The organism is Deinococcus sp. JMULE3 (genome assembly GCF_013337115.1).
GTDB lineage: Bacteria > Deinococcota > Deinococci > Deinococcales > Deinococcaceae > Deinococcus.
Window position 1 is genome coordinate 1,802,501 of sequence record NZ_SGWE01000004.1, and the last position, 12,586, is coordinate 1,815,086.

11 protein-coding genes (1 of these 11 only partly in view) are annotated in these 12,586 nt (G+C 72.4%); 6 read left to right on the forward strand and 5 right to left on the reverse strand.

The window, feature by feature from the left end; genetic code table 11:
• A protein-coding gene (locus EXW95_RS11650) for a citrate synthase (protein ID WP_174367585.1) crosses the window boundary here: on the forward strand, window positions 1-1,168 show its 3' portion. The gene continues 59 nt to the left of window position 1, outside the view; 1,168 of the gene's 1,227 nt are visible here — the last part of the coding sequence; its start codon lies off the left edge, out of view; its stop codon occupies window positions 1,166-1,168.
• A 2-nt stretch (window positions 1,169-1,170) separates the two neighbouring features.
• Here EXW95_RS11650 and EXW95_RS11655 read toward each other — a convergent pair whose 3' ends face one another.
• On the reverse strand, window positions 1,171-2,352 hold the full coding sequence (locus EXW95_RS11655) for an MFS transporter (protein ID WP_174367586.1): 1,182 nt from the start codon (window positions 2,350-2,352) through the stop codon (window positions 1,171-1,173).
• A gap of 81 nt (window positions 2,353-2,433) precedes the next feature.
• Between EXW95_RS11655 and EXW95_RS11660 the strand changes: the two genes are divergently transcribed.
• Entirely contained in the window at window positions 2,434-3,546 is a 1,113-nt protein-coding gene (locus EXW95_RS11660) for a LacI family DNA-binding transcriptional regulator (protein WP_174367587.1), read from the forward strand.
• Between the two features lie 20 nt (window positions 3,547-3,566).
• The gene (galE, locus tag EXW95_RS11665) at window positions 3,567-4,559 is read left to right on the forward strand and encodes a UDP-glucose 4-epimerase GalE (RefSeq protein ID WP_174367588.1); all 993 of its coding nucleotides are present in this window, start codon (window positions 3,567-3,569) and stop codon (window positions 4,557-4,559) included.
• A gap of 39 nt (window positions 4,560-4,598) precedes the next feature.
• Here galE and EXW95_RS11670 read toward each other — a convergent pair whose 3' ends face one another.
• Window positions 4,599-5,255 carry a TetR/AcrR family transcriptional regulator gene (locus tag EXW95_RS11670; protein WP_174367589.1) on the reverse strand — a complete coding sequence of 219 codons (657 nt, stop codon included), beginning with the start codon at window positions 5,253-5,255 and terminating at the stop codon, window positions 4,599-4,601.
• Window positions 5,256-5,386: 131 nt separating this feature from the next.
• On the opposite strand from EXW95_RS11670, the gene EXW95_RS11675 reads away from it, so the two are divergent.
• A complete protein-coding gene (locus EXW95_RS11675) occupies window positions 5,387-6,223 on the forward strand; it encodes an SDR family oxidoreductase (RefSeq protein WP_174367590.1) in 837 nt (278 codons plus the stop codon).
• A gap of 7 nt (window positions 6,224-6,230) precedes the next feature.
• The gene (locus EXW95_RS11680) at window positions 6,231-7,661 is read left to right on the forward strand and encodes an aldehyde dehydrogenase family protein (RefSeq protein WP_371810032.1); all 1,431 of its coding nucleotides are present in this window, start codon (window positions 6,231-6,233) and stop codon (window positions 7,659-7,661) included.
• Between the two features lie 235 nt (window positions 7,662-7,896).
• Here EXW95_RS11680 and EXW95_RS11685 read toward each other — a convergent pair whose 3' ends face one another.
• On the reverse strand, window positions 7,897-8,907 hold the full coding sequence (locus EXW95_RS11685; RefSeq protein ID WP_174367592.1) for a LacI family DNA-binding transcriptional regulator: 1,011 nt from the start codon (window positions 8,905-8,907) through the stop codon (window positions 7,897-7,899).
• A gap of 101 nt (window positions 8,908-9,008) precedes the next feature.
• Between EXW95_RS11685 and EXW95_RS11690 the strand changes: the two genes are divergently transcribed.
• Window positions 9,009-10,343, forward strand: a complete 1,335-nt coding sequence (locus tag EXW95_RS11690; protein ID WP_174367593.1) for a M20/M25/M40 family metallo-hydrolase — start codon at window positions 9,009-9,011, stop codon at window positions 10,341-10,343.
• Window positions 10,344-10,554: 211 nt separating this feature from the next.
• On the opposite strand, the gene EXW95_RS11695 is transcribed toward EXW95_RS11690, so the two are convergent.
• Window positions 10,555-11,232 (reverse strand): SDR family oxidoreductase, encoded by a 678-nt coding sequence (locus EXW95_RS11695; protein ID WP_174367594.1) that lies wholly within the window; start codon window positions 11,230-11,232, stop codon window positions 10,555-10,557.
• 82 nt (window positions 11,233-11,314) lie between these two features.
• On the reverse strand, window positions 11,315-12,550 hold the full coding sequence (locus EXW95_RS11700) for a M24 family metallopeptidase (protein WP_174367595.1): 1,236 nt from the start codon (window positions 12,548-12,550) through the stop codon (window positions 11,315-11,317).
• Window positions 12,551-12,586 lie beyond the last annotated feature (36 nt).

Here is a 12,586-nt window from a genome sequence, read left to right on the forward strand (position 1 = left end):
GCTGTACGCCTACGTCTCCCGCGGCCTGATCCGCAGCGTCCCCGGCCCGTCCGGCACCCGGCAGCGCCGCTACGACGCGGGCGACGTGCAGGCCCTCGCCGGACGGCAGGCCACCCGCCGCGACCCGCAGGCCGGCGTGCAGGCGGCCGTGCAGGGCAGCCTCGACGGGCTGCGCGCCGGGGGGACCGGGGGCGTGACGCCCATCCTCGACAGCGCCCTGACCCGCATCGAGGACGGCACGCTGGCCTACCGGGGCGTGGACGCCCGGCACCTTGCCGACACGGCCACCGTCGAGGACGTCGCCGCGCTGCTGTGGACTGGTGACACCGGCACGCGGCCTACGCTGCCACTGCGCGCCCGGCTGAACCTCAGCCGCCACCCGCGCGCCGACACGCCCCTGGAAGCCCTGGGGTACGCGCTGACGTACGCGGGCGCGCACGACCCGGACGCCCTCGACACCCGCCCGGAAACCGGTCCCCGTCAGGCCGCGCGCATCCTGACGCTGCTGCACGCCACCGCCGAACGGCACGCCCGCCTGCCGCCCGCCCCCGACCTGCCGCTGCACGCCCGGCTGGCCCGCACCTGGGGCCGCCCGGACGGCGCAGACCTGCTGCGCCGCGCGCTGATCCTCCTGGCCGACCACGAACTGAACGTCAGCGCCTTCACGGCCCGCGTCACGGCCAGCGGCGGCGCCAGCCTCGCGCACTGCACCCTGGCGGCGCTGAGTGCCCTGCAGGGCCCCCGGCACGGCCTGGGCGCGCTGCACGCCCACGACCTCCTGAGTGCCGCCCTGAGTGGCGACGCCCGCGCGGCCCTGCGCGACGCCACCCGCCGGGCCGGGCACGCACCCGGCTTCGGGCACGCCCTCTACCCGCACGGCGACCCGCGCGCCCGCGCGCTACTGGACGCCCTGGACGTGCAGTTCCCCGAGCATCCCGTCACGCGTGCCACCCACGCGGTCATTCACGCCCACGCGGGGGACACCGCCGAGCCGCCCAACGTGGACCTGGCGCTGGCCGCGCTGACCCTCGTACTGGGCCGCCCCGCCGGGGACGCCGTGACGCTGTTCGCGCTGGCCCGCGCGACCGGCTGGCTGGCCCACGCCCTGGAAACCCGCGCCGGGGGGCAGTTCATCCGCCCCCGCGCCCGCTACGTCGGCCCGGCCTGAACTCAGCGGCGGATCAGCGTGAATGCGCGTCCGCCGAGCAGGGTGATCAGCGCGGCGCTGCCCAGCGCGATGCCCAGCGCCCAGGTGAGGCCGACGTGGTCGGCGACGAACCCGATGGCGGGCGGCCCGAGCAGGAACCCGCCGTATCCGATGGCGGCGACGGCGGCGATGCCGCGCCCGGCGAGGGCGTGCCCGGCCGTGCCGTACATGACGGGCACGACGTTGCTGAGGCCCAGGCCCGAGAGGGCGAAACCGAGCGTGGCGGGCACCGGGTCGCGCCACAGCAGCGCCACGGCGAGACCAACGGCGGTGACCAGGGAGCCGATGCGGACGATCTGTTCGTCGCCGAGGCGGGCGCGGCCCAGGTCGCCGAACCAGCGGCCCAGGGTCATGGTGGCGACGAACGCGGCGTACCCGAGTCCGGCGGCGCCGCCGGGGACGTTCAGGACGTCCCGGAAGTACAGGGCGGCCCAGTCGTAGTTGGCGCCCTCGGCGAGCATGCCCAGGAAGCACAGCAGGCCCAGCAGCAGGACCGGGAGGGTCAGGACCGGTCCCGCTGGGGTGGCGGTGGTCTGGGTGTCGTCCTGGGGGGTGTCCCCGGCGGGGTCGGGGATCAGGAGGCGCAGCGTGACGGCGGCCAGCAGGAGGGTCGTGGCGACCACGAGGCCCGCGTGCAGGGGGATGGACACGCGGCCGATCAGGAGGCTGCCCGCCCCGGCGCCGAGCAGACTGCCCAGGCTGAAGTAGGCGTGCAGGCGGCTCATGATCGGGCGGCCCAGGGTGCGTTCGACCGTGACGCCCTGGGCGTTCATGGCGACGTCCATGACGCCGTTCGTGGCGCCCAGGATCGCCAGCGCGGCGATCAGGGTGGGGAGGCTGGGCGCGAGGACAGGCAGCAGCAGGCTGAGCAGGAACAGCACGGTGGCGACGCGGGTGACGGGCGCGCTGCCCCAGCGGGCGATCCAGCGGCCCACGAGGCTCATGCTGGTCACGGCGCCGATGCCGCTGGCGAGCAGGGCCACGCCGATCTGCGCGGGGGTCAGGCCCAGCCCGTCGCGCACGCCGGGGATGTTCACGGCCCAGGTGGCGAACACGGCGCCGTTCACCATGAAGACGGTGTTCAGCGCGCGGCGGGCGGCCTCGGCGCGGGGCTGGGGGGTGGTGGCGGGGGCGGCGGTGGTCATGGGTGGGACCTCAGGGGTGGGGGAGGTGCAGGTGGGATCTGAATCGTTTCAGATCGGGTCTCCATACGCTACCATTCAGGCATGCCCCCCGCCAAGCCAGTCCCCACCGGGCCGCGCGCCGCCAGCCGACCCACCCTGCGGGACGTGGCGCGCACGCTGGGCGTCAGCGTCGCCACCGTCAGCAACGCCTACAACCGCCCGGACCAGCTCAGCGAGGACCTGCGGGGCCGCATCCTGGCCGCCGCCCGCGATCTGGGCTACCAGGGCCCCGATCCGCTGGCGCGCAGCCTGCGCCGGGGCCGGACCGGCGTGCTGGGCGTCGTGTACGACGCGCCGCTGGATTACGCCTTTGCCGACCCGGCCGCCGCACTGTTTCTGGGCAGCGTCACCCGCGCCGTTCACGACCGCGACCTGAACGTCCTGCTCCTGGCCGCGCCGCACGACCCGCAGGCCGACGCCACCCTGGCCGTCCGCAACGCCAGCGTGGACGGCTTCATCGTGTACTGCGCCGCCGAGGGCAGCCCCCTGCTGCGCGCCGTGCTGGACCGCGCCCTGCCCACCGTGCTCGTCGATCAGGATCCGCAGGCAGGCAGCGCCCACGTGGGTATCGACGACGCCGGGGGCGCGCAGGCCGCCGCCGCGCACCTGCTGGACCTCGGGCACCGGCGGCTGGGCGCGCTGTGCCTGGAACTCGCCGGGGACCGCCACCCCGGTCCGGTCAGCCCCGCGCGCGAGGCGCAGGTCGCGTACCGCACCACCGCGCAGCGCATCCGCGGTTACCGCGCCGCCACGGCCGATCACCCGGACGCCGCGCTGCACCTCATGGAGGCCGGGCAGAACACCCCCGCCGACGGCGAGGCCCTGACCCTGGACCTGCTGCGCGCCCACCCGGAGGTCACGGGCGTCGTGTGCATGAGTGACGTCCTCGCGCAGGGGGCGCTGCGGGCCGCCGCCACCCTCGGCCTGAGCGTCCCCGGCGATCTCAGCGTGATCGGCTACGACGACCTGCCCAGCTCCGGCGCGCTGAACCTCACGACCGTCTGGCAACCCACCCCGGACAAGGGCGCGGCGGTCGGCGCGGCCATCCTCGCCCTGCTGGACGGGCAGGAGCCCGCCCCGGTCACCCTCCCGACCCGGCTGGTTGTGCGCGGCACCACCGCCTCGCCCAGACCGCCCGCCGCCCCCACTGCCTGAAGCGCGCTACGCTGGCCCCCATGAAGATTCTGGTCGTGGGCGGAGCAGGGTACATCGGGTCTCACACGGTGCGGCAGCTGCGCCGCGCCGGGCATGAGGTCGTCGTGTTCGACAACCTGTCGAGCGGGCACCCCGAGGCCCTGCCCGCCGACGTGCCCCTGGTCCGCGGCGACCTGCTCGATGCCGACGCTGTGCGCGCCGCGCTGAACGCGCACCAGCCCGACGCCGTCATCCACTTCGCCGCGCTGATCGAGGTCGGTGAGAGCATGCGCGCCCCGGCCCGCTACTACCGCAACAACGTCGTCGGCAGCCTGAACCTGCTGCAGGGCATCGTGGAGACCCGCAAGATCCCGCTGGTGTTCTCCTCCACGGCCGCCGTGTACGGCACCACCGACCTCGTGCCCATCCCCGAGACGGCCGCCATGCAGCCCGAGAGCGTGTACGGCGAGACGAAACTCATGACCGAGAACATGATCCACGCGTTCCACACCGCGCACGGCCTGCCGTACACGATCCTGCGGTACTTCAACGTGTGCGGCGCCGCGCCCGAGGGTGACATCGGCGAGGCGCACGCGGGCAAGAGCCACCTGATCGAGATGGCCGCCCTGACCGCCCTGGGCCAGCGCGAGAAGATGCTGATCTTCGGGGACGACTACCCCACCCCGGACGGCACCTGCATCCGCGACTACGTGCACGTGCAGGACCTCGCCGACGCGCACGTCCTCGCCGTGGAGGCCCTGCTCGGCGGGCAGCGCAGCGATGGCACCTTCAACGTCGGGCTGGGGCGCGGCTTCAGCGTCAAGGAGGTGCTGGACACCGTGGACGAGGTCGTCGGCACGCCCCTGAACCGCGAACTCGCCCCGCGCCGCGCCGGGGACCCGCCCCGCCTCGTGGCGGACGCCACCCGCATCCGCGAGGAACTGGGCTTCACCCCGCAGTTCACAGACCTGAAGGACATCGTGCAGACCGCCTGGAACTGGCACAGAAGCCACCCGCACGACTTCAGGAAATGAGTTCAGGGGGCAGGGGGAGGCGTGAGGCCTCTCCCTTTTTTACGCCTCCTGTTCGGTGCTCAGTCCGGTGATCAGGGCGGTCAGGGCGTCGGGCAGCGCGGTGTCCAGGCTGAGGTGCAGCGCGCCCAGCGGGGAGTCGCGCAGGGCCTCGCGCACGGCGGGCGAGGGGTCGCTCATGGGTTGCAGGCCCGCGATGAGCGCCTGGGTGTAGGTGAGCAGGCGCGCGGGGGCGTCGCCGCGCAGGCCAGGCAGCGCGCGCTGGAGCCGGGGCGCGGTGGCGTTCAGGTGCGCGGCGACGCGCGTCTTGTGGGCGTGGGCGCGTTCGGCGCTGATGTTGTGTTCCAGGATGCCCGCCAGGAGCGGGATCAGCCGCGCGAGGTCCGGGTGCGCCAGGGTGAGGCTGCCCAGGGTGCGGGCCAGCGTGGCGGGGGTGTGGGTGCCGCCCAGGTCGAGGTGGCGGTTCAGGTCGTGGAAGAACTCGTCCAGCAGGTCCTCGTACAGGCTGAGGAACAGGTCTTCCTTGCTGGGGAAGTACGCGAACAGCGCCGCCTTGGTGAGGTGGACCTGTTCGGCGATGGCGTTCAGGGTGAGGTCGGGGTAGCGGTGGGTGTGCCAGAGGATGCGGGCGGCGGTGAGGATCTGCGCGCGGCGTTCCTGTTTGGCGGTGTCGCTGCGGGCGCGCGTCGGGGTGACCATGGGTTAATTATATCCGATGACGTGATCGATGCTGCTAGGGTTGATGTGATCGGGCGTGTTGACAAGCTAACCGTGGGTAACTAATCTCTATTTACCAGCGGTTGCTTAAGCGTTCCGCCAGAGGAGCCCCCATGACCCAGCCCACCCCCACGAACCGGCCTGCCCCCACGACCCGACCTGCCCCCAGTACCGCCCTGATCACCGGCGCCAGCAGCGGCATCGGCGAACAGATCGCCCACCAGCTCGCCGCGCGCGGCAGCCACCTGATCCTCGTCGCCCGCAGCGAAGGCCCCCTGAACGCCCTGGCCGACACCCTCCGCGCCCGGCACGGCGTGCAGGTCCACGTCCTCCCGCAGGACCTCACCCGGCCCCACGCCGCCCGCGACCTCCTGACCCGCACCCAGGCCCTGAACCTGAACGTGGACATCCTCGTGAACAACGCGGGCTTCGCCGACTACGGCGAATTCAGCGAACTGGACGTCCAGAAGCAGCTCGACATGATTCAGGTGAACATCACCGCCCTGACCGAACTCACCCACGCGTACCTGCCCGCCATGCGCGCCCGTGGCCGGGGTCGCGTCCTGAACATCGCCAGCACCGCCGCGTTCCTCCCCGGACCCCTCATGGCCGTGTACTACGCCACCAAGGCCTACGTCCTGAGCTTCAGCGAGGCGCTGCACGAGGAACTGCGCGGCACCGGCGTCAGCGTCACCGCCGCCTGCCCCGGCCCGGTCGAGACCGGCTTCCAGGCCGCCGCGAACATGGGCGGCAGCCGCCTGCTGCGCGACCGCCTGACCCGCGCCGCGATCCTCCCCGCCCGCGAGGTCGCCCGGCAGGCCGTGACCGCCATGCTGCGCGGCGAGGCCGTCCACGTCATCGGAACCTTCAACCGCCTCCAGACCTTCCTGCCCCGCCTGCTGCCCCGCCGCGCCCTGCCCCCACTGATCCGCCGCATCCAGGGCCGCTGAGATGCCCGTGAACCTCACCGACCCCACCCCGCAGGACCTGCGCGCCCTGTTCGACCTTCAGCGCGCCGCCCGCTGGGACGTCGCCCGCAGCACCCCGCAGGACCGCGTCCGTACCCTGCGCCGCCTGCGGGCCGCCATCATCGCCCGGCGCGACGACCTGACCCGCGCCATCCACGCCGACTTCGGCAAGGCCCGCCTGGAAAGCGAGGTCACCGAGATCCACCACGTCATCGCCGAGATCGACCACGCCGCCCGCCACCTGCGCCACTGGATGGCCCCCCGCCCCGTCCCCGGCACGCCCGAACTGCTCGGCAGCCGCAGCTGGATCCAGAGCGAACCCCTGGGGCAGGTGCTGATCCTCTCCCCGTGGAACTACCCGTTCGGGCTGCTCATGGCCCCACTGGTCGCCGCAATTGCCGCCGGGAACGTCGTCACGCTGCGCCCCAGCGAGAAGGTCCCCCACACCGCCCGCGCCCTCCAGGCCCTGATCGGCGAGGTGTTCGACCCCGCACACGCCGCCCTGGTCATCGGGGATGTCCCCGTCGCCGACGCCCTGCTCGACCTGCCCTTCGACCACATCTTCTTCACCGGCAGCACCCCCGTGGGCCGCAAGGTCGCCGCGCGCGCCGCCACGCACCTCGCGTCCGTCACGCTGGAACTCGGCGGGAAATCCCCCACCCTCCTGCTGCCGGACGCCGACCCGACCCTGGCCGGGCAGCGCACCGGCTGGGCGAAATTCCTGAACGCCGGACAGACCTGCGTCGCCCCCGACCACGCCTGGGTGCCCCCCGCACTCGAGGCGACCTTCGTGGACGCCGCCCGCACCTACCTGCGCGGCGCGTACGGCGAAGGCGCCGCCGCCCAGCGCAGCCCCGACTACGCCCGCCTGATCGACCGCCCGGCCCTGGAGCGCCTGCTCGGCCTGATCGACGACGCCCGCACGCACGGCGCGACCCTCGCCACCGGCGGCCAGCACGACCCCGCCGACCGCTTCCTGGCCCCCACCATCCTGACCGGCGTCACCCCCGACATGGCGATCATGCACGAGGAACTGTTCGGGCCGGTCCTCCCGGTCCTGCGCGCCCGGCCCGAAGAGGCCCTGCACTGGATCCGCCAGCGACCCAAACCCCTCGCGCTGTACGTGTACAGCCGCTCCGGCGCCGCCGCCCGCGACGTGCTGAGCCGCACCAGCGCCGGAACCAGCGTCATCAACCACGGCTTCATCCACATGATCCACCCGCACCTGCCCTTCGGCGGCACCGGCGAGAGCGGCACCGGCCAGTACCACGGCCACAGCGGCTTCCGCACCCTGTCACACGAACGGGCCGTGCTGCACCAGCGCCGCTGGAGCCCCACCGACCTGCTGCGCCCCCCCTACGCCCGCCCCGACGTGCAGCGCCTCTGGCAGGCCCGCCGCTGGCTCGACGACCGCCGCTGACCCGACCGCCACTGTCCGGAACCCTGCGCCCCGGAATCCCGCGGTTCCGAACCCCGCGGCCCCGGACTGATACGGACTCGGATTGAACGGCTTATACAGCCGTTCAATCTGAGCGGATGCGACTCGCAGAGCTGCGGAGCAGAGAAGGAGCGAAACGCCCCTCCGGACGTGGAGTTGGCAACCCGGTGCTGTCCCGGGTTGTGAATGAAACAAACGGAACCCGTATGGGCTGCGCTCAGGGCCGCGCGGCCCGCACGGACTCCCGGACGCTCAGCGTGATGTCCAGTCCGGGCAGCCCGGCTGGGGCAGCCGGGTCGTTCAGGTGCGTCAGCAGGTGCCGGGCGGCCAGTTCCCCCATCTCGCGCGCCGGGTGATGCACGGACGTCAGCGGCGGCAGCGTGAACTGCGACCCCGGCAGATCGTCGAAACCCACCAGTGACACGTCCTCCGGGACGCGCAGCCCACGCCGGTACAGGCCCAGCCCCGCCCCGTACGCCATCTGGTCGTTCGCCGCGAAGATCGCCGAGAAGGCCGTGGCCCGCGCCAGCCAGTGCTCGACCGCCAGGATGCCGCTGCCCTCGTGGAAGTCCCCCTCGAACACCAGCGCTGGATCGAAGGGCACCCCGGCCGCCGCCAGCGCCCGCCGGTACCCGTCCAGGCGGTCCAGCGCGTCGCGCTGCGACTGCTCCCCGGTGATATGCCCGATCCGGCGGTGCCCCAGCTGGATCAGGTGCGTGGTCGCCAGGAACGCCCCCTGCACGTTGTCCACGCTCAGGCACGCGGCCTCCAGACCCGGCACGCGGCGGCCCACCACCACCAGCGGCAACCGCGCGTGCAGATCCCGCAGGTGCCCGTCACTCAGGCGGCCCCCCAGCACGATCAGGGCGTCCACCTGCCGCCTCGTCAGGGCCGTGATGGCCGCCGCCTCGTCCTGCACCGCCCAGTGGCCGTTCACGAAGATCGGCTGGTACCCGCTGCCCGCCAGCGCTGCGTCGATCCCGCGCGAGACCTCGCTGTAGAACGGACTGGCGATGTCCTGCGTCAGCACGCCCACCGTCATGCTGCGCCCCCGCACCAGCCCCTGCGCGGCCGCGTTCGGCTCGTAGCGCAGGCGGCGCGTGGCGTCCAGCACGCGCTGTAACTTGTCCGGCGCGACCGGCACCTGCCCGTTCAACGCGCGGGAGACGGTGCTGATCGACACGCCGGCCTCACGCGCGATGTCTCTGATGGTGACGTTCCGGGTCATGACGGGGCTCCTGCCGGCAGAATAGCGCCCCACACCCGTCCCCCGGACCCCCCGCCAGATGATGCAGGCGCGCCGCCCCGGATTCCCGTACGCTGCCAGGGATGACCCCACCCGACCTCACGGCCCACATCGAGCGCGGCCTGCGCGACCTCGCCGACCTCGTCGCCATTCCCAGCGTGTCCGCCCAGGACCGCCACCTCCCCGACGCCGCCAGGGCCGTGCAGACCCTGCTGGAAGCCGAGGGCTTCACCGTCCGCCAGTACCCCGGACAGGTCGCCCCGATCCTGCTGGCAGAAGCCGGGGAAGGGCCCTTCACGCTGCTGATCTACAACCACTACGACGTGCAACCCGAGGACCCCGCCGAACTCTGGGACACCCCGCCCTTCACCCTGACCGAACGGGACGGCCGCCTGTACGGGCGCGGCGCCAGCGACGACAAGGGCGAACTCGTCTCCCGCCTCGCCGGACTGCGCGCCCTGAAAGAGCAGCGCGGTACTCTGCCCCTGAAGGTCAAGTGGCTCATCGAGGGCGAGGAGGAGGTCGGCAGCCCCAGCCTGGAAGCCTTCATCGAGGCGCACGCCGCCGAACTGAAAGCCGACGGCGTCTGGTGGGAGTTCGGGAGCATCACCCCCGAGGGCCGCCCCGTGCTGTACGCGGGCCTGAAAGGCATCATCTGCGTGGAACTGCGCTGCCGCGTCGCCGCGAGCGACCTGCACAGCAGCAACGGTGCCGTCGTGGACAACCCCCTGTGGCGCCTCGCCGCCGCCGTCGCCAGTCTGCGCGGCCCCGACGGCACCGTCCTGATCCCCGGCTTCCACGACGACGTCCGCCCCCCCAGCCAGGCCGACCTGGACGCCATCGCCGCCCTGCCCGGCACCGGCGAGGCGCTGCGGGACACCTACGACGTCACCCGCACCCTGGGGGACAGCAGCGAGTACCACACCCGCCTGAACCTCAAACCCGTCGTGAACGTCAACGGCTTCCACGGCGGCTACGACGGCCAGGGCAGCAAGACCGTCCTCCCCGCCGCGGGCATGGTCAAACTCGACTTCCGCCTCGTCCCCGACCAGCACCCCGACCACATCGTGGAACTCCTGCGCGCCCACCTCGACACGCAGGGCTTCAGCGACATCGAGATCATCGAACTCGAAAGCCACCAGCACCCCGCCCGCAGCGACCTGAACCACCCTTTCGTGAAAACCGCCGTGCAGGTCGCCCGCGACGTCCACGGACACGACCCCATCCTCAACCCCAGCAGCGGCGGCAGCGGCCCCATGCACCCCTTCATGCAGCACGTCGGCGCGCCCGTCATCGCCCTGGGCATCGGCAACATCGGCGGGCGCGTCCACGCCCCCAACGAGAACATCCTCCGCCGCGACTTCGAAAACGGCGTCCGCTACGCCGCCGCGCTCATGGCCGCACTCGCCGACGGGTAAATGGCGAAGTGACGCGCTGAACGGAAAGCTCAGCGCGTCACGGTCGTCCGAACTCATACGGATTCCGTCTGTTTCGTTGACAGATCGGAACACCACCGATCTGCCAACTCCACGCCCGGAATCCGCTTTGCTCCTTCTCTGCTCCGCAGCTCTACGAGTCGCATCCGCTCGGGTTGAACGGTTTTTGCAAACCATTCAACCGGAGTCCGTATCAGGTGTCGGGGTAGACCTTGATCTCGGTGATGTGCGCCCGGTCGGGGCGGGTCAGGGCGTGGGCGACGCTCTTGGCGAGGCCGCGCGGGTCGATCATGCTGTCCCAGGCCATGCCGGCGTCGCGGTTGCCCGGCGTGTCGATGGCGCCCATGGGGTACAGGACCATGCCGCGCACGCCCTTGCCTTTCAGTTCGTCGTGCAGGCTCAGGACGTAGGAGGCGACGGCGGATTTGCTGGCGGTGTACAGCGCGGCCTTGGGGCCGCTGAGGCGCGCGGCCTGCCCGGCGCTGACACCCATGATCAGGCCGTCCTTCTGCTTGAGCATGTTGGGCAGGACGCCCTGCACGGCGTGGAAGAGGGTGCGCATGTTCGCGTCGAACATGGCGTTGTAGTCGTCCTCGCTGGCTTTCTGGGCGTCCTGCATGGCCCAGGCGCCGACGGTGTGGATCAGGGTGTCGACCTTGACCTTGCGCAGCGCCTCGATGCTGGAGGGGTCGCGCAGGTCCAGGTCGAGGACTTCCGTGGCGGGGAAGCGGTCCGCCGCGCGTGCGAGGCTGTCGCCGCGGCCGACGAGGACCATCTGCGCGCCGGCGTCGTCGAGTTCCTGTGCGATGGCGGTGGCCAGCGCGCCGCCTGCACCCGTGAGCATGATCGTGGAGGAGCCGAGGTTCGCCATGCCCCCAGGGTAGCGGTTCAGGTGTGGGGGGCACGCGCAACCCTGAGCGAAGCTTTAAGGCCGACTCATGCGGCGGCTTGCGTCAGTCCTGTCCGTACGCGCGGGCGCGGACCTGCGCCCAGTCGCCCTCGCCCAGGATGAACGGCGCGGCCTGCGTGTGCGGCGTGACGCGCGGCCCGGTCTGCGGGTCGAGGTACACGTCGATCTCGCTGCGGATGCCGAAGCCCTGCGCAGCGGGGTACGTGCCGGGTTCGATGGTCACGGCCAGTCCGGGCGTGAGGGTGCGGGTGTCGCGCGTCTCGTAGTCGTCGAGGTTCGCGCCCGCCCCGTGGATGCTGACGCCCAGGTCGTGCCCGGTGCGGTGCAGGAAGTACGGTTCCCACTCGGGGCCCATGGCGTCGCGCGCGGCGCGGTCGGCCATCCAGCCCTGCACCTCGCCCCAGCCCGTGCGGGCGTACCCGTCCACGATGGTGCGCAGCGCGGCGTCGCGCGCGGCGACCACGGCCGCCCAGGCGCTCTGGTACGCGGGCGTGGGTTGCCCGGCGTACCCGACCCAGGTGACGTCCGCGAAGGGGCGGCCCGGTTCCTGCGCCCACAGGTCGATCAGGACGCACTCACCGCCCCTCAGGGTGGCGTGGCGTTCGGGGCTGGGTTCGTAGTGGCTGTCGGCGGCGTTCACGCCGAAACTCACGTTCACCGGGTGCCCGGCGCTCATGCCCGCCGCGTCGATTTGCCGCATGATCACCGCCTGCGCGTCCAGTTCCGTCACGGGCTGCCCGGCCCGCAGGCGGTCGTGAATCAGGCGGAACGCGTCGTCCTTCGCCTGCATCAGCACCGCCACGGCCCGCTCGTGCGCGGCCAGATCGTCAGCACTCCACGCCAGGAACGACTGCAGCAGATCGGCACTCGTGTGGACCTCCGCGGCCCCGGCGGCCCGCACCCGCTCGACGGTTCCGGCGTCCACGCGGCTCACGTATGGCACCGCGCCATTCGGGCTGTACTCCATGGCGATGGTCCGTCCGGCGATCACGGCGCGCAGCGCGGCGTCCAGTTCCGCGTGCGACCCGAACGCCCGGCGCTCGGCGTTCCAGCCGCGGGTGATCTCGCCCCAGGTGCCGCCCTCGATGTGGTTGTGCAGCACGACTGCCTGCCCGCTGCGCGGCACCCACACGAAGAACCGCCGCGTCAGGAACGCCCCAGCGGGCAGGTTCAGGACGGTGCGGGCGTGCGGGTTGAGGCCCTGGAAGTCGTACACCAGCCAGCCGTCCAGGCTGGTCGCGGCGAGGGCCTGCTGCATGCGCGTGATCGGCGAGGTCATGCCGCCCAGGGTACCGCCCGGTGCGGGTCAGGCAGT